Source organism: Paenibacillus agaridevorans (assembly GCF_003112455.1).
GTDB lineage: Bacteria > Bacillota > Bacilli > Paenibacillales > Paenibacillaceae > Pristimantibacillus > Pristimantibacillus agaridevorans.
This window is the reverse complement of the sequence record NZ_BDQX01000036.1, coordinates 1-18,213: the sequence shown is the minus strand read 5'-3', so window position 1 is coordinate 18,213 and position 18,213 is coordinate 1. Positions and strand designations below refer to the sequence as shown.

General features: G+C 44.2%; 11 protein-coding genes. 6 read left to right on the top strand and 5 right to left on the bottom strand.

What is annotated here, in order from left to right; translation table 11 throughout:
- The first annotated feature begins 137 nt into the window (after positions 1 to 137).
- The 6 genes from PAT3040_RS02265 (at position 138) to PAT3040_RS02240 (ending at position 7,043) form a co-directional block, all read left to right on the top strand.
- On the top strand, positions 138 to 821 hold the full coding sequence (locus PAT3040_RS02265; RefSeq protein ID WP_108991387.1) for a response regulator transcription factor: 684 nt from the start codon (positions 138 to 140) through the stop codon (positions 819 to 821).
- Positions 818 to 2,560 carry a sensor histidine kinase gene (locus PAT3040_RS02260; RefSeq protein WP_108991386.1) on the top strand — a complete coding sequence of 581 codons (1,743 nt, stop codon included), beginning with the start codon at positions 818 to 820 and terminating at the stop codon, positions 2,558 to 2,560. The genes PAT3040_RS02265 and PAT3040_RS02260 overlap by 4 nt, the downstream gene beginning before the upstream one ends.
- Before the next feature lie 160 nt (positions 2,561 to 2,720).
- Positions 2,721 to 3,593, top strand: coding sequence for a carbohydrate ABC transporter permease (locus PAT3040_RS02255; RefSeq protein WP_108991385.1), 873 nt, complete (start codon positions 2,721 to 2,723; stop codon positions 3,591 to 3,593).
- A 13-nt stretch (positions 3,594 to 3,606) separates the two neighbouring features.
- Entirely contained in the window at positions 3,607 to 4,485 is an 879-nt protein-coding gene (locus PAT3040_RS02250; RefSeq protein WP_108991384.1) for a carbohydrate ABC transporter permease, read from the top strand.
- 131 nt (positions 4,486 to 4,616) lie between these two features.
- A complete protein-coding gene (locus PAT3040_RS02245) occupies positions 4,617 to 5,627 on the top strand; it encodes an efflux RND transporter periplasmic adaptor subunit (RefSeq protein ID WP_258234812.1) in 1,011 nt (336 codons plus the stop codon).
- A 27-nt stretch (positions 5,628 to 5,654) separates the two neighbouring features.
- Positions 5,655 to 7,043 (top strand): ABC transporter substrate-binding protein, encoded by a 1,389-nt coding sequence (locus tag PAT3040_RS02240; RefSeq protein ID WP_108991382.1) that lies wholly within the window; start codon positions 5,655 to 5,657, stop codon positions 7,041 to 7,043.
- Positions 7,044 to 7,105: 62 nt separating this feature from the next.
- On the opposite strand, the gene PAT3040_RS02235 is transcribed toward PAT3040_RS02240, so the two are convergent.
- From PAT3040_RS02235 to PAT3040_RS02215, 5 genes are all read right to left on the bottom strand, one after another.
- On the bottom strand, positions 7,106 to 8,026 hold the full coding sequence (locus PAT3040_RS02235) for a F510_1955 family glycosylhydrolase (protein WP_108991381.1): 921 nt from the start codon (positions 8,024 to 8,026) through the stop codon (positions 7,106 to 7,108).
- Between the two features lie 328 nt (positions 8,027 to 8,354).
- Positions 8,355 to 12,281 carry a lamin tail domain-containing protein gene (locus PAT3040_RS02230; protein ID WP_108991380.1) on the bottom strand — a complete coding sequence of 1,309 codons (3,927 nt, stop codon included), beginning with the start codon at positions 12,279 to 12,281 and terminating at the stop codon, positions 8,355 to 8,357.
- 160 nt (positions 12,282 to 12,441) lie between these two features.
- Positions 12,442 to 16,338, bottom strand: coding sequence for a WG repeat-containing protein (locus PAT3040_RS02225; RefSeq protein ID WP_108991379.1), 3,897 nt, complete (start codon positions 16,336 to 16,338; stop codon positions 12,442 to 12,444).
- A gap of 310 nt (positions 16,339 to 16,648) precedes the next feature.
- Complete coding sequence (locus PAT3040_RS02220; RefSeq protein ID WP_108991378.1) at positions 16,649 to 17,569, bottom strand: hypothetical protein; 921 nt, start codon at positions 17,567 to 17,569, stop codon at positions 16,649 to 16,651.
- 57 nt (positions 17,570 to 17,626) lie between these two features.
- A complete protein-coding gene (locus tag PAT3040_RS02215; RefSeq protein ID WP_087568774.1) occupies positions 17,627 to 17,959 on the bottom strand; it encodes a DUF3024 domain-containing protein in 333 nt (110 codons plus the stop codon).
- Positions 17,960 to 18,213 lie beyond the last annotated feature (254 nt).

Sequence of the window (18,213 nt, the reverse complement as noted above, 5' to 3'; positions counted from 1 at the left end):
TCCCTATATCCATTTAACATTATAACGACTTCTTCTAATACGGGACAGTGGGAAGTTCTAATCCTTGAGCCGCTTTTTCCAAGTGCCTGGTAGAATGATATACTAAATAATGCGATAACGAAAAGCGGAGGATGGACATGCCCAAGATTTTGATTGTAGAAGATGAAAAAATACTTCTTGAAATACTAAAGGATTATTTTCTAAATGATGGCTATGAGGTGGTGGAAGCCTCTGATGGTAAAGCCGCATTGGAATTGTTTCAACAATATGAGATCGATTTGATCATTCTCGACATTATGCTGCCGGAAATGGACGGATGGTCCGTTTGCCGACGTATTCGTAAAACGTCCGATGTACCCCTTATTATGCTTACGGCCCGGGTCGACGAAGACGATACCCTCCTCGGTTTCGAGCTTGGCGCCGATGATTACGTTACTAAGCCATATAGCCCTGCTGTGTTATTAGCAAGGGCAAAACGTCTAATCGAAAGCAGGGCGCGCACGAATCATATGACAAGTACGAACCATTCTCTTATTATTAACGGCATTCATATTCATTTCCCATCGCGGTCGATCATTGTGGATGATCAGCAAGTAAGCCTGACGCATACGGAATTCGAAATCTTAGCTTACCTGATGCAGAATCAAGGGATCGTAATTTCAAGAGAACAACTTATTATGAAAATATGGGGATACGCTTATGCCGGAGATGATCGCACTTTGAATACACACATCCGAAATCTGCGTACAAAATTAGGCAACAAAGCCCCGCACATTACAACGGTCGTACGAGCCGGATATAAATTCGTGGATAGCTTATGAAGATCGGGATCGTCGGAAAGCTGTTTCTTCTTACGACTGCGCTTTGCACGCTTATATTGGCCGTAATCTACATTGGACAAACGATTTTTTTTAAGGAGTTCTATAAGGATAGGAAAACGAAAGAGATACAGGCAAACATCGAGGTATTCAAAAAAGATTATTTATCAGCTAAGCCCACTAAAGATGACATTATGTTCGTCTGGTACCTTGAGGAAATGTTCTTTCAAGATCATAACACGTGGATCACGACGCTCGACCGTTACGGCAATCTTAAATATACAAACGATTTCTTTCTTCAAGTTCAATTAGATAACGATAAATCCTATGAATCGTTTAAGGTGCCGTTGCATCATTTGATTAACATAAATGATCTGTCATCAAGTGAGTTTGTTATTAGTCTGGAACAACAACGTCTAATTATTTCCGGGATTAAAAAAGATGCTACAATCATGCCGATTCGAATACAAGACAAATTCGTTACTTACGGTACGAATGACCAACCTCTAATCATGCCCAGCTTCGAAGATAAAGCGACCGTAATTGATTTTCAGATTCCAGCTCCGGGAGATTTATCGCACTTTATTTTCTCGAACAGCCTCTTTATGGAGCGGATCAAGGTGTTTCAGGCTGACTTATTGTGGTCGAATAAACCTCAACCGATCAATACCGTTCAATCGTTTGATTATGAGCACAACAACTTGAATTACAAGCTTTTTGTCCATAGCTTCGAGGACGTAGACGGTCAACCCGCTTATATATTTGCGATGACTTCCTTGCAGCCAGTAGACGAGGCCGTACGAATGATGGAAGATTATTCGGTCTATATCGTCGCTTTTGTGTTGGTGCTTATTGTACTCGTCTCGTTTTATTATTCTAAGAAGTTTGCCAAACCGCTGTTAAGACTTAATTCAGCAACACAAAAGATTGCCCTTTTGGACTTTTCAGAGTCAATCCCAGTCTCCTCGAAGGATGAGATCGGCGAATTATCTCGCAATATCAACCATTTGTCCGCTACGCTCCATTCTTACATTGATCAGCTCCGGCAAGAGATCGACAAGGAGAAACAGCTTGAGAGCACGCGCAAAGAGTTTATTTCCGGCGTGTCTCACGAACTTAAGACGCCGCTAAGCGTCATGAAAAGCTGCATCTCCATTCTTAAAGACGACGTGGCCAGCGATAAGAAGGAGCATTATTTTGAGGCGATGGAAAACGAAGTCGATAAAATGGATCACTTGATCGTAGATATGCTGGAACTGGCGACATTCGAGTCCGGATCTTACAAAATGAAGTTGGACATATTCCCGATCGATAAGACCATCGAGTCGGTATACGAACAACTTGCTATGGACATCGCCGCCAAGCAGCTAAATGTTCGTTTGCAACTTACTCCAGCCGAAGTGACAGCCAACCCCCATCGCATCGAGCAGGTCATCACGAATTTTATGTCGAACGCCATTCGATATACGCCCTTAAATGGACTCATTATCGTATCGGCCATTGAGGACCAAGGAGAAATTATAGTCCGCGTAGAAAATTATGGCGTTCATATCCCGCACGAACAACTAGAAAAAGTATGGGATCGTTTTTACCGCGTGGACACCGCTCGTCATCGATCGCATGGGGGAACTGGTTTAGGATTAGCGATTTGCAAACAAATATTAGAACTTCATGACTCCACATACGGAGTTGAAAACACCGAGAACGGCGTCGCCTTTTTCTTTTCGCTAAAGAAGGCATAAGCGGCAAAGACAGGCAAAACGCCTGTCTTGCCTGTCTTTTTATCCCCCCTCCCCCCTCTCTCACAATCTTTATCTAATCTTTATTTCAACTCCATTTGATCTTGATTCCGGGCACCTATCATTACAATAAACACTAATGCAACATGAAGTGAGGTGAAAGATGCGCTTTCGTAAAAGGGCAATAAAACATAGTTATATTGCGGTTTGCTTTCTTGCGCCTAGCGCGATAGGTTTTTCGGTTTTTTATCTCATTCCATTCGCAATGGGAGTTATCTATTCCTTTACAAAGGGAGCATCCGCAGGTTCGTTCGTAGGCTTTGCCAACTATCAGGATTTGCTGGCCAGTGATTCCTTCCGCAAAGCTGCGATGAATACGGCATTATTTACATCAATCAGCGTTCCAATTACAATCGTGATCTCGCTTCTCATTGCCCTGATGCTTAATCAAAACATCTATTTGCGTAATTGGCTCAGGACAGCATACGTTTTGCCGCTAGTCGTGCCGGTTGCATCCGTCGTCCTCATTTGGCAAATCCTCTTCGATTGGAACGGGGCAATAAATAGCTGGTTAAGCAACTTTGCCGTTGAACGTATCGATTGGATGAAGTCGGAGTGGGCAAGAGTTGTTCTCTCCGTCGTCTATGCGTGGAAAAACGTCGGGTATAACGTCATCTTATTTCTAGCCGGTTTGCAGGGAATTCCGAAGGACTATTACGAGACGGCCAATCTTGAAGGCGCAGGCGTTTACCGCCAATTTACGCAAATCACGTTGGTCTATTTAACGCCCACGATGTTTTTTGTCGCCTTAATGGCACTGGTCAGTTCGTTCCGAATCTTTCGGGAAACGTATTTGATCGCCGGCGATTATCCGCACGACAGCATCTATATGCTGCAACATTATATGAATAATATGTTTCTGTCGCTCGACGTTCAGAAGCTGACGTCGGCAGCGACCTTGATGGTTGCGTGCATGGTTATTATCGTGTTCGTTATGTTCTCCTTGGAACGTCGCTTTTCATCATTTACAGAGTAAACAGGGAGGGCGTATGAATCGAAGGAGCTCGATAGTTAAAACCATAATCACGATGTTACTGTCGCTTTTGGCAATTCTTATGCTGGCACCGATTGTTATATCCTTCACGAATTCACTTATGTCCGAGCAGGAGATCGGATCCAACTATGACCTCATCGGGCAGATGGCCGTTGATGCCGCAAGCGGAAAAGACGCGTTCGTTAACATGAAGATCATTCCCGATTGGGTTTCCTTCGAGCAATACGCGAAAGTGCTGATTGCGACTCCGACCTATCTGAGATTATTTTGGAACTCGGTATATCTTGTAACGTTCATTATTGGAGGTCAGGTTATCGTTGCGGCACTTGCGGCTTATGCTTTTGGAAAACTTCGGTTTCGCGGCCGAGACAAACTATTTTTTATTTATTTGATGACGATGCTCATGCCGTTTCAAGTGACGCTCGTCCCGAATTACATTATCGCCGACAAATTTCAATTATTGAACAGTGCAGGGGCAATCATCCTTCCCGGAATTTTCGGAGCGTTCGGCGTATTTATGCTCAGACAATTCATCAAAACGCTGCCGAATGATTACATTGAGGCCGCGACGATAGACGGATTGGGCCATTGGAGCATTTTCCTGCGAATCATCGTACCTCTCGTCAAACCAGGTTTTGCTGCGCTAATCGTTCTATTGTTCGTCGATTATTGGAATATGGTAGAACAACCGCTTATTTTTCTGGATGACGATTACAAGCAGCCATTATCCGTCTATCTATCTGTCATCCAAGAGGAAGCAATGGGAGTCGGATTTGCCGCATCCGTCTTGTACATGATTCCCATGGTGTTGTTGTTCTTATATGCGGAAACTCATTTTGTCCAGGGCGTCCAAATGTCCGGCATTAAAGGATAGGGGGAGTCCATATCGAAACTTTTGAACCTGAACTCGATAATGTGAAAAGAAAACGAACCATCAAACGGTTCTCGTTGTTGTTAATTGGCGGATTACTCGTGCTGACGCTTTATAGCAATACGTTACTATCGATGAACCTCCCGAAAGTCTGGGTCACGTTCGCCAGACAAGAAGCGCTCGTTCATGCCTTTTATGGAGAAGGCGTTCTGAAACCGGCTCTCGAGGCTTCGATATCGAACAAATCCGGTTGGGAGATCAAAGAGATAAAGGTTGCGGAAGGGGACAGCGTAAAAAAGGGACAAACACTCGTCGTTTATGCAAACCGAGAAGCGGAAAATCGATATTTGGATGACCGAGTGCAATTGAAGCAACAGCAGCTTGTCATTGAAGGGTTGCAGGATCAATACGTGGAAGCTTCACGAAACAACGATGATCCCCTCACTCGAACCGTGAAACGGAATTTGGAAAGCGCTCAAATGACATTAGAAGTTCAACAAAGAAATCTTGACAGCTTAAAAGAGGCGCTCGCGGCTGAACGTGAATTAAAAGCTCCGTTCGATGGTACCGTAAAAAAAGTGAATGCCGTGGAGGGGATGTCATCCGCCACTGTCGGCCCCGATATCCAATTAGCTTCACCGAAACAAGGATACGAAATGCAGATCCCAATCCCCTCCTCCGTTAGCAGGCTTATCAAAATTGGACGGGAAACTGAAATCCAAGTTCAATTTGCGGATGTAACCGAAACGATGAGCGGCGTGATTAAGGGGGTTGAGACTGAAGCACTAGACGAGGGAACAACGAGCAAACGTTTTTTAATTAACGTCAAAAATGAGAAACTTCGCGGCGGGGAACAAGCAAGTGTCCGGCTAAGCATTCCTTCTCCGGACGACGAAGGCGGAATGATTGTCCCCAATGAAGCTATTCACCGTGAGGGAAACGAAAACTACGTCTTTGTCGTCGAAGAAAAAAAAGGAGCGCTCGGCAACACAAACGTTGCTCGAAAAGTCTATGTACAAACGGGCGATGCCAACGAGCGCGAAACCGTCGTAAAAGGGGCCATTTTTCCCGATGCTCCGATTATCCTGAAGAGCAACAAGCCAATCCAAGACGGAGAGCGCGTAAGAGCCAATAAGAATTCATAATAGGAGATCAAGAAAGTGGGATGAAATATGAAAAAACTTATTGTTATTACCATACTTGGCATCATGGCGGTTAGTTTATCCGCATGCACCGGCAGCGATAACACGCCTTCTCCAACGAAATCTTCGCAACCCGATCAAGGACAATCTCAGACGCCTGCGCCATCTAAAGGGCTCGAACCGCTAGATGATAAACAGAAGACGATCGTTATTTCCACTCTTGCGGCAACCGATTTTTATAAACGCGCGAAAGAAAAATACGAAAAACTCCATCCGAATACGACGATTGAACTCAAAGAGTTTGATAGCGGCAGCGGTGGCCTCATGAGTAATTCTGCAGTAGAAAAGTATATCAAACAAACGACGACAGAAGTATTGTCAGGAAAGGGAGCGGATCTGTTTACGTTAAGGGTAATCGAATTGCCTATCGACAATTACGTTAACAAAAAAGCTTTCGTTAACCTGGACGAATGGATGCAAAGAGATTCAGCTTTCGATCCAAATCAATATCAAACGAACATTCTCGAAGGCTCTAAAATGAACGGTGGTTCTTACATTTTGCCGCTTGAGTATTCCCTGGAAGTACTTTTTGGAGATGCGGAAGCTTTCAACAATGCAGGTATCACATTTAATGATAAATCTTGGACATGGAGCGACTTTGCCGATATAGGCAAACAAATAAAAGGGAAGGACAGCAGCCGCTTCGTGTTGGGGAACATTGCTCCTGAGGAAATGATCAACAATATGGTTTCGGATAGTTATTCCCAATTAATAGATGGGGTGGACGGAACAGCAACTTTTGACTCCCCAATGTTCATTGATATGCTCGAGCAAGTCAAAGCTTTGTATGAGGATAAGATATTGAAATCGGATTATGCAGATAATAGTAGTTTCCAGTATTCGTCCGTTTACTCTCCAAGCGATTACCTTATGCGGCTTGGATTGTATTATCCAGACGGCAACGGCAAAGTTTATCAAAAGCCGAATTCCTCCGCTCAGAAATCCGGTATTTCGTTCGAGCCGCTTGATCAAATCGCGATGAACGCGAATTCCAAGGTGCAAAGAGATGCGTGGGAGTTTATGAAGTTTTTATTGTCCGAGGAAATGCAATCGTACTCTGCAAACTCTGATCAACCGAGCTTTTCCATAAATAAGGTGATTAATGAAAAAATCATCGAAGACCTGAAATCAAAAGAAGTCCTGCAAGACCCCGCAAAAGGGAACGTTAAAATTAAAGCCGAAGACCTTGAAACCATTAGCACGCTGCTGTCAGCACCTGCCATCAGAAATATGGGCTATGAATCTACAGTCCAAAAGATTATCAACGAGGAGACGAAAGCATTCTTTAGTGGTCAGAAACCTGCTGATGCCGTCGCCAAGCTCATCCAGAACCGTGTCGTGACTTATTTAAATGAGTAATAATCTGTTTCTAACATATCGAGGAACAGGGAGCGTCTCGCTCCCCTCCTCTCACACCTACTTTAATGATCTAAAGCTTCACCTTTGTCGGCTATCTTTATCCATGTAACCCCTTGATCGTTGGAGAGGTAAACATCTTTACTAACTGTCGTAAACACCAGCTCCTGTTCATCAACGGGATTGATGGCCATATAGGATGGCGCATCGTTGATTAACTCTGGAAGCTTTAATTCATTAAGCGTATGTTCAGCTCCCATCTTGAACATAACTCCTTTGTCTTGATAACCTCCGACGTACAATTGGCCTTCCAAACTATACGCGACGGCTGTTACGGGGATATCCGCTATTTTTTCAAACCGGTTACCATAGTCTGTGGACATATATAACGCCTCTTCCGTCCCCACCGCGACAATCGCATCATCATACGGATGGGCGGACATGGCAACCACTTCCTCCGTTATTCCATTCATTTCACTTTGCTGCCAATTTTTCGCCTCATCTAGTGTATAATATAAGCCAACCGTTTTCAGCCTTGCATTCGGTTCCGGGTTGAAAGCATAAATCGTTTGGCCCGAATACGAAGCGCTTAACAAATGGAAATCAATCTGTCCGTATAAATCAAGATGCTCCAAGCTTTTCCCACTGTCAGTACTCTTAACGATACCAAGCGGATTTTTTAAATCCGAGTCCAGGGACGGATGCCCGCTGCTGTAAAATCCGCCATCGACCATCGAGAAACCCATGTAATCATGTTTGTATCCGGGAACTTCACCCCATTTTCCCTGAGAAAACTTTCTCAATCCGTCATGAGCCGGAATATAAATGTTTTGTCCATCGGAAGTGTAGCCTAAACCGTGAATGTGGGTCAGGATAACAGGATCGCTCTCCTTCCCTTGCATGGAACATCCGGTTAAAAAAATGGCAATAAGTACGACGAGGAACGACCACTTGCGTTTAACAGAATTAACACTCGATTGAAACATATGCCCTTTTCAAATCCCCTCTACATTCAACTCTATGGCAACGCCAACTCTTCTGCTGCATAATAAATGTACCCCACACTTTTGAAGAACTTGTGTAGAACGGTTAATATCATTGGGCAGCTGGAGCGTCAAAAAGAGCCAAAACCGCAATGGTTTAGGCTCTTTCTTTTTACATTTTTAACAGCAGCGATTGTATTAGCGGAGTAATAGAAAACTAACTTATGGACGGCAAATTTACGAAAACTTCGTGCTTCCCTCTAGGAACGAGGCAGAATGCCACAAAAATTCTCCCTTTGGTTTAATTCCAAAGGGAGATTTTCCATTTCATTTACTTCAAAAACTCTGTTACAAAGTTTTTGAATATGGTGGCAACTGCTGCTCTGTCGGCAGTTGCCTTAGGTGCGAAAATATTTCTGCCAATTCCGCTTATAATGCCATAACTCTGAATGGTTGTTACTGCATCCTTCGCCCAATCGCTCACTGCGTTTGCATCCGCAAAGGCTGGCTTGTTTGTGGCTGTTAATTTAATGCCCTTGTACTCTATATAGTTATGAAGCATCACAGCCATTTGCTCGCGAGTAATAGGCGCACCTGGATTAAATTTCCCGCTCCCTACACCTGACACAATCTTTTTATCAGCTGCCCATGCAACTGCAGCGCCATACCAAGCATCCTTATCAACATCCACAAATACTGATGTATTGTAGCTTGCAAGGTCTGCTTCCTCTATATTCGCAATAACCTTGGCGAACATAGCTCTTGTCATATCTTTATTCGGCGCAAACTCATTATTGCTTACCCCATTGAAGAACTGGCGCGCTGCTACAAAGTTTACTGCATCTGCATACCATTGTGTGCTTAAGACATCTGCAAACTCGACTTTATTGTAGCCAATAACATAGCTAGAGAAGTGGTTAACCGTCATCTTTACTGTACCAGCTTCAGCATCATATATTCCATGGACAATTTCAAGCTTTCCGTTCTTGTCCAGATAGTATACGACAATGGCGTCCGGGTTCTCGCCTTGTTGTAAGGTGTACGGAACGGATACGCTCACTAAACCGCCATTGAAATCAGTTATCTCCACATCACCGCTTGTTACAGTAAAATCGAATACCGGTCTGTCCGCAATCCGCTCTTTTGTAACTGTGGACACTGAAAGTGTGCTCGAATCCACAACACTTGCTGATATCTTTACATCGGCCTTAGCCGCATCGGCAATTGTTTTTAGAGCTATATCGTCAATAGTGAAGGTTGCAATTGGCGATGAAATGACAAGTGCTTCTATTCTGGCTCCGGCCAATGCTCCAATAGATTTGTTTGGAATCATCAGTTCAACGGTCTTGGCATCTGCAACAGCTTCTACATTGATTTCAACAGTGGATGCTGTACCGTTCTCAGCTTCCGCGAAAGCAATTGCATCTGCTAATGCTTGTTCCGTTAGAGCTGCTGTAGCTATGCTGCCTTCAGCAGTTTGCGTTAACTTGGAAGTAACGCTGATTCTGTTCTGTTCGACTGTTGGCGCGTCTGGCGTTGGTGTTACTGCTCCATTGTTGCCGCCTCCTGGGCCGCCAGTACTTCCGTCACTTTCTTTATAATCAGATGCAATTGAACCTATAGATAAAGCGCCCAATTTATCTCCATCTTTAAATCGATACACCGGTCTTTGACCATCTTTGGTGTAACTTGCCTCTGCTATTGCAAAGCCTTCATTATTGGCACTAATGTCGACACCACTTGCAGGCATGATGTGAACAACCTCTGGATTGCTCTCTCCATTGAGTGTTATTTTTGCTGCACGGTTACCATATCCATCATCCGCAACGACCCACAATACATGTTCATAAGTATCGTAGTCAAGCGCCATTGCTCCGCCAATTTTTCCGTCCATATCAGCAATTTGAACAGAGCTTCCATCTTCATTCAAAACATATGCGTATACATGACCGTTATCTTCTAACGCCACAAAGAACACGCCGCTTGAAATGGCATCTGGATAATTCGTTGCATCAAAAACGGTATTCGTATTTTGGTCATAAAGCTTACCATCCACATTTGCGTTTGATACCCATTCTACAGCTTCAATACCCATATTGGCAGAAACCTGTGGCAATGATGCCGTTAAATCCCATTGCTGTAATGCAACCAAATCATTGTCTTCTTTACGTGGATCAACTTTCAAAATCATATTAAAGTTAACGCCTTTAACTTGATTATCACGTTCAGAAGCAATATAAACAAAACCATCTTTATCTACTGTAATTCCTTCTGCATCCGGACCTGCTGCGCCTGCATTGTCTGCATCCTTTTGGAATCGAACACGTTTGCCGCTTTCAAAACCTTTTGCAAAACTCAACTTTCCATCTTTTGAAACGTCTAAAATCCAGAACTTGCCTGTACCGTTATCAACAGCATATAATTGGCCATTAAAGAAATCCAACCCTGAAGAATCTTCTAAAAATGTTTCTTTAGTGTCAAAAATGACAACTTCACCATGACCTGGCCATGCAATCATTTCAGGGATACCTTCAAATTTATTTGCTGCACCAGGCGTTGCTTCTTTTGTGCTTCTATACTCGCGTCCAGTAACATCCGGATATAATCCCCAAGTAGGATTTGTATGATCTACCCATGTTGTGCCAGCTATTAACCTTTCATTTTCAAACAAACGTACAGAATCATTTTTTCCAAGTCCAAAACCAAATGTTTCTTCTGACAATATCAAAAATCCAGATGCCGGAATGGTTGTGCCTTCAGGGATAACATATTGATGCGTATCATCATTGTCTTTAATGACGATTCCCGAAATATCTAAAACTTCTCCTGTTGGATTAGCAAGTTCTATCCAATCAGGTCCCCCATTCGAGTCATTTGACTGCACTTCATTTAATGCAACAGGATTTGTTACAACATTTGCTTTTCCTTTAGTCGAAGTGGGAAACTCTTTTAAATCTCCTGTTCCATCCGGAATACGTGCGTATACGCCATTTGCATGTGCTTCCCACGAATATTCTGCAATGGACACACCATCTTTATTAAAAATACTAACTTTATCAGCCTTTCCTAAACCAAATGTAAAATCCTTATTTTGATCAAAAACATAAAATCCGCCTGGATTAAGAACGGTTCCCTCTACTACGGGTGTTATATCTGCAACATGTCCTACCGGATCATCATCATATAAATGCCAACCGGATAGATCTACGGCTGTTGTTCCTACATTATAAATTTCAACCCAATCCGTAGCATCACCGTCGGACTCTACTTCATTGATTACTATCTGAGGTTTATACCATTCGTTGTTTAGTCCCTTTGTTTCTTTCATTAATCCAAACGAACCAGTCCCATCCGGATATCTTCCGTAAGACGCCAATGCATCGTTATTTTCATAACTAGCATGCACGGTCCATGAGTATTCGTCCAGTAAAATCCCTTCTTCGTCATATAAACGAATAGAATCTCCTGAACCGATACCAATTGCTGCTTGGAATTCACCTGCAACATAAGCACCTGACTGATCATCATATACCTGACCAACCGTACTTGCCTCAACTACAAACAATTCACCTGCTTGCAGCTTTGTTCCTTCTGGAAATTTCCAACGATGGTCATTAGAATTATCACGAATTTCATAGCCGGAAAGATCCATCTCTTCTGTTCCTATATGAATAAACTCTACCCAATCATCCGGCGCAGAATTAATCTCATTTATTAGTAATCTATGTTTAGGCAACTCTTCTTCTTCTACAATATTCAACTCACCTTTGGTTGGTTTCAGATCAACAAATTCTCCCGTTCCGTCTGGCACCCTTGAATATGTGCCACCTGCATGACCTGAATAAGTATACGAATCCAACAACGTATTGTTACTATCATACAAAGATACTGTATCTTCTTTTCCCAACCCCAGATTATCATTACCTTGTTCAATAACAAGAATTTCGCCAGCTTGTAATACAGTCCCACCCGCAATACGCCACTCTTCACTTTTTCCATTTTCTTCGTTTATTTCCAAACGTTCTAAACCTTTGTCATCTGTAACAAACCATCCGCTGACATCTATCTCTTCATTGCCAGTATTTATAATTTCAATCCAGTCTACATCTGTCTCTGTATCATTAGATTCGATTTCATTAATAAAAACGGTATTTCCTGATTCCGATGCTTGTACATGTGCATTCTGCATTGGAGAAATTACCATGGATCCAATAATAAACATGTTTAACATACTCATTACTTTTTTCCTGTTTTTCATTTTCACTGCTCCCTACTCGTTTTCTTTAATAATGAGACATCATTGTAAAATTCAAATGTACTTTATGTCATTCGTTTGTTAATTTTGCGCTCATACGAAAAAACAAGATGCAGGAAGCTAATAGCCTGCATCTTGTTTCATTGGTTGTTCTATTCACCTACTATTTTTCCTTTACGGTTACCCATGGACGGATCGAAACGATTTCTTTTTGCTCCACATACGTTTTGTAATCGATTGTTTCATCGAAGTCGCCGCTGAACTGGATCAACCGAACATACGGACCTGTCGGTGTCAGCGATGTACTGGTGCCATCCGCTCCAGTAACGGTTCCCATGCTGCTTCTGTAGATTTGGTCCAAATTCGTATAGTCGAGCTCTCCCGCCTTAATTTTCCGGGGCTGGCTGGAATGGTTCGCAACGACCAGCTTTCCGCCAAAATGATAATTATAGTAGTCATCTTCGAAACGGACCATAGACGTGCCTGCTGTTATATAGATGGCACTGTATGGAGGCAAAGTAAACGCCTCAATATTCCTTACGCCGTAATAGTTTACGTTTTGCCCGTTTGAATCCAGGCTTTTGCGGAGAACGTACAACTCGAACATTTGATCATGAAAAGGATACTGCTTTTCCAGCTCCTTTGCCGCTTGGCTGGCTTTATCCTTCTGCAGAAGCTCCTCATATTGATCGGTAATGACAACGCCCTTTCGGCTGTAGAAGTTTTGCGTATAATACATATTCATCGCCTTATCCATAGGATGCATGGCATTTCCGGCGTTAAAGGCAATTCCGACGCCTAATCGCTCCCAAGGGCCGAGAATCGCTCTGCGGTGTCCTTCGGAATTCATCCAGCCCTCATGGGCATAGATGATGCTGCGTTGATCGGCGGCAATATTTTCACCCACGGTACCATAGGCTATACCTGCGTCATCAAATCGACCATCCGGCTCCTGGCCCTGCGGACTGATATGTGCAAAATACTTCTGCTCCCTCATATCCTCACTATGTTTCTCCGCCACCCGGGCGGCTGCTTCGTCCCATTGCAAGACCGGCAGGCCGTACCGGGTACGTGTCGCATTGACGAGATCGAGCGATTGCAGCGCAAAAGCCTTTTTGAGCGCCGCCGTCTCAGGGGCATACAATTCTTTCATTCCGTCCTCTACAGGCTTGGCGATAATTTGAAGCGAGGTCACCCTATTGTTGTTAAACTTGTCCATAAACAGCGTCACGTAGCTTTCGTCTTGCTCGTATATTTTGGCAAGATTCACGCTCAAACCATACTCTTCCTTATAAATGCTGCTAGTACCTGTGCCATACCGCTTCGCCACATCCTCCTGTCCGGAGCCGAGCTTGATTCCTCTTGCCGACGACCAGTTGTCCGACGTGGTGTAGAAGCCGACAATTCGGCCGGACTGGATGCCAACCTGCACATAATTGGCGTAATCCTGACTGTAAATATACCACTGGAATCCATATTCGCTGACGTCCTTTCGCGCAGGTTGCCCCAGCTTCGCCAGCAGTGTCTGTTCCGTATCGCCAATAATGAGTCCGCGTACCTGGAATTCGGCCGCAGCCGCCTTGACGGCATTATCAGCCTTGGACAGCTTGAAGGCGCGTTCCTTCATATTCTGGATGAGCGTGATCGCCTCCGCGCGGGTAAGCGGGTCGTTGACGGCGAAACCCTCGACTGTTCGGGACGTTTTTCCGCCCGCAATGCTTAAGTCCAGTACATACTGTACGGCATCTTTCGTCTGCTCAAAGGTGAAACCTTGTGTCCCGGCAAGCAGGCGGGCAACCTGTCCTCGATTAAAACCCTTTGCGTCCGCTTCTTGCAGCAGAGGCCAGTTGTATTGCGCTGCCGCCTTAAAATACGGTGTATGCCAAGCGGCTCCGTTCTGTGCTGCTTCAATTTTAATATCCGGGAATGCGCCGAGCAGCATTTTAAGAAATTCCGGCTCGCTTACGCTCTTGTTGGGGCGGAAGGTTGCATCCGGGTAGCCGCTGACTATTTTTTGATCCACTGCCCATTGAATCGTCAGCTTCGCCCAATGTGTCTGAGTATCGGTAAATCCGGTACCCGTATTCGGAGGCGTGCTGCCGTTGCCGCCCGATTGTGATCCGTCATTCCCGCCTGAACCCGGGGTCGGTGCAACAGCAGCGTTGCCTTTGACATAGGTTTGTTTATAGTCCATCGCCGCGAGCGGGCTCATCTGCATGCCTTTGGCTACAGCAATCGCTTGTATCTTAACGGATTTGCCTACGGCAAACGGCGTTGTGTATTCTTGGGTATCCGAATTGGACAAGTTGGACAGCGGGTCGCCGCCATTCAGCGTATAATAGATGACTGCATTCGCTGTGCCGCTCGACAAGGTTACAGTGGAAGGCTTTCCGGCTCCCTGGGATGCAACCCGGATGACGACGGGCTCAACCTGAGGCAAGGGATTATGCAGAAAACCCAGTTTTCGGGATGAGCTATCCTGTACAAGCGCCGTCCCTTCGAGGAAACGCCTGCTATCTAAATAAATCATCCCCGTCACTTCGTTCCCCTGCACGTCAACGTATCCCCGCTTCCCACCTTTGGATACTTCGGCAAACCCATTATAGAAATCGCCAGCATCATCATAAATCGGCGGGATTATTTCTTGGCCGCTTGCGTTTACAAAACCATACTTCCCGTTCTGCTCCACGCGCCCCATGCCTTCGTTGAACGACCAGACGTACGTATATTTCAGCGGTGTAACTTCCACGCCTTTTGCATTTACATATCCCCAGAGACCGCCACTATAATCAAATACGGTCCCCGTCCCGCCGTTCGACACAGGCGAGAGTCCCTCGGTAAAGCCTCTGAAGCTATCGAACATATCGCCACCGACATAATCATACCGTAACGGAACAACCTCTCGGCCGGCAGTATCAATGTAGCCAAATTTCCCTCCGTGATAATAGCTTCCCGCACCGGTGCCCCCTTTGGACACGCGTGCGTAGCCGCGGACGAATTCCTCTGCATAGTCATAGTGCAAAGAAGCTACCTCTTTGCCCGCTCCATTGACAAAGCCAAACTTCTTATTCGAAAGCACGACATAATCCTTATTCCCTTCATTCCCGAAATATTCGCCTTCCGATGATTGGGGGATATAATCTTCGCCGTTTGCCACAAGAGCAAGTCCGTTTCTGAAGCTGGTACTCACTTCATCATACTTAAGCGGCACGACCTCCTTCCCTGTGCGATCAATATAGCCGGATTTGCCGTTAAGCGTGACATAGGACAAGCCTTGATTGAAAAACCAGGCTTCATCGTATTTGGGGGCAATGACCATCTTCCCATATGTATCTATATAACCGTATTTTCCATCGACTGATACTTTGGCCAGCCCTTCCGAAAAATCGCTATACGAGGAAGTGCCCGATGGGCGAGCATACACCAGTTTACCCGATGTGTCGACAAATCCAATTTCTTTGTCCGTATATACCAGGCCGTAACCGTCCGAAAACACGTAGGCATGTTTGAAAATCAGATCGGTCAGCTTCTTGCCTGCGGCATCGAGATAGCCGTATTTGCCGTCCTTTTTGACCAGGATGGTACCGTCACTGGGGGGATTGATTTCCTCATAGATGGGTGGAGCAATAACCCCTTGCGGACCGACCAGCCCGGCCTTGCCGTCCACCCACACATTATCGGACTTGCCCAGCACCCGAACGACGCCGTACCCGTTGCCGACCGCAATCGCATCATCGTAGATCAAGCCGGTTAATTCCTTGCCCTGGCGATTAATAATGCCGAATTTGGCGGCCGAACCGCTTTTCACGCCAACGACAGCCAGCCCATCCTTGAAATTATGGGCAAAATCATATTTGAATGCCGTAATCGGATTCCCTTCGCGATCGATATACCCTGATTTGCCATCCTTTTTGACTGATGCCAGTCCTTCCACAAAAGGCGAACCGGAGTCATACTGGGGGGAGATTTGATACGAGATCGCCTCTGCCTGAACGATGCCGGGCATAAGACCGCCAATCATCGCTGCCATTGTTAATGCCGCAATCCATTTCCGAATCAACACAAAGCCACCTGCTTTTCATTTTTTTCGCTACTGCAAAGCTACCCAAAAACAAATGCCCGTAAAGCATGATGGCTGGTTAAGGGTCGCTCCAATAGCATATTGATTTTTTATCCTGCTGTGGAACTATTTTCTGAATTCTATTCTATCAAATCCCAGTGATAGAATCACTATTTCATGATATTTCTATACTATTTTCGCGTAAAGCAGTGCTAATAGAGCATGTCACAAGTCCAATTCATTTTCACATGAACATTCGTGCCGTTTCCCACTAGAAAAAATAAAAAGAAAATAGCCCTGCTTAGCAAGGCTACAGTAGAAGAAACCGATCTAGTCCGATGCCGCTTATCAAACATCGTTCCTTTTTGTTTCCGAGCATTTGATAGATCCAGTCAACAAAACCGCCATCACCAAACTCTATCTTTTCACCATCTCGTTCCATATATATCTTGAAATTGACTCCTTGGTAATACTTGTTATCCACATCGTCATAGTCAAATGAAAGCGGCGTATGGGGAAGAGTAGTTTGTATAACTTCGGTCATTCTGTCAAAAAAACCGTCGCCGTCCGTATAGCCGCCTCTTTTTCGCAGAACGATAGATAGTTTTGCGTTGTATTGTTCTTGGAATAACTCTTTATAAAAAATCAAATGCTTTTCCAACAGATCTTTTTCACAGGCATACGAACCACTATCTTTGCCGGAAGATACCATACAATAGAGGCCGAAATGAGCGAAAAAACCTTTTCCGGAAAACGCCTGCGCCCGGACAACTCTTGCAGTTGCAGCGTAGTGCACAGGGTTAATATTGCTCTCAGCTCTGCTCTTTAATTTGTCAGCGATAATAATAGCGAGCATATTAGAGGGGTCAGACAGAGTTTCAGTCCCACGCAATGCGCTAACTACATTGTATTGGTCTACGCATCCAAAAGCGCTGCAACTGCCAAGTGGCGCAGATGGTGAAAGCAGAACAGTTTTGATCTCCATGTTCTGTGCAGCGGTTAATAGCTGTGTTTCTAAAGCGTGAAATTTAGCTGGGTCAGCATCGCTTGGGATAGGGAAACGGTTGGATTGATACGTCTTCAGGACATCCGCCGGGGTAATCCCATCCGTTTGTTTTTTAAACAGCTCTAAAAGCAGCGAGTTTAAGTCCGCCTTTGACAGAGAGAGGAGTTTATCTACTATTTCTGGGTCGCCTATTTGTTTCAAAATCCTGTTTAAGATTGTATTCATGGACACCACCCTCCTTACAATGTGTATTTTGTATGCCTCACCCGATGCGTCGTCGAATTAGCCCCAAAATAATCCTCTGTTATCTGTATCTACGATTTTCAATTGTTTTTCAAAATCTTCATCTGGGACGATGTCATCAACAAAATGCCACTTATTCTTACTATCTCTCCAGTATACTTTCCATTTATTTTGATCTAATCGAAATTGTGCTACATCTAATTCCACCCATTCATCACTCATAAAAGCGGGTCGTTCTTCGATAAGAGTAATGTTATTTCCTCTGATTTTGTAATTAAGTCTGATTTGATTTCTAATGTGCTTTGGGATTTTCTGTTCTATATAATCTGTCATTAACTTTTCAAGTCTCTTTTTTGTGAATGAGTCTAACATGCATACACCTCACCGATAAATTGATTTTGATCTTATTGCTTTGCAATAAATGAAGGTCGATAAGGATTCATTGAGGATAAATCACTTCTATGTAACCTTCAACTTCTGTATCATTTTTTATACTTCTTTTTGTTTCTAGCCAATCATTCATGAAAGGCTCGTTTGCTTTAGTTCATAATTTTATTACTCCATAGCTTTTCCTGGTTCACTTCTTTTTCCAATTGTGTTATCATACCTATAAAGAAGCCGAGTGC

What these genes read in the sequence shown, in the direction of transcription:
- PAT3040_RS02250 (WP_108991384.1), top strand. Translation starts at nt 3,607, where the DNA reads ATGAATCGAAGGAGCTCGATAGTTAAAACCATAATCACGATGTTACTG.
- PAT3040_RS02230 (WP_108991380.1), bottom strand. Translation starts at nt 12,281, where the DNA reads ATGAAAAACAGGAAAAAAGTAATGAGTATGTTAAACATGTTTATTATT.
- PAT3040_RS02260 (WP_108991386.1), top strand. Translation starts at nt 818, where the DNA reads ATGAAGATCGGGATCGTCGGAAAGCTGTTTCTTCTTACGACTGCGCTT.
- PAT3040_RS02215 (WP_087568774.1), bottom strand. Translation starts at nt 17,959, where the DNA reads ATGTTAGACTCATTCACAAAAAAGAGACTTGAAAAGTTAATGACAGAT.
- PAT3040_RS02245 (WP_258234812.1), top strand. Translation starts at nt 4,617, where the DNA reads ATGAACCTCCCGAAAGTCTGGGTCACGTTCGCCAGACAAGAAGCGCTC.
- PAT3040_RS02220 (WP_108991378.1), bottom strand. Translation starts at nt 17,569, where the DNA reads ATGAATACAATCTTAAACAGGATTTTGAAACAAATAGGCGACCCAGAA.
- PAT3040_RS02235 (WP_108991381.1), bottom strand. Translation starts at nt 8,026, where the DNA reads ATGTTTCAATCGAGTGTTAATTCTGTTAAACGCAAGTGGTCGTTCCTC.
- PAT3040_RS02240 (WP_108991382.1), top strand. Translation starts at nt 5,655, where the DNA reads ATGAAAAAACTTATTGTTATTACCATACTTGGCATCATGGCGGTTAGT.
- PAT3040_RS02265 (WP_108991387.1), top strand. Translation starts at nt 138, where the DNA reads ATGCCCAAGATTTTGATTGTAGAAGATGAAAAAATACTTCTTGAAATA.
- PAT3040_RS02255 (WP_108991385.1), top strand. Translation starts at nt 2,721, where the DNA reads ATGCGCTTTCGTAAAAGGGCAATAAAACATAGTTATATTGCGGTTTGC.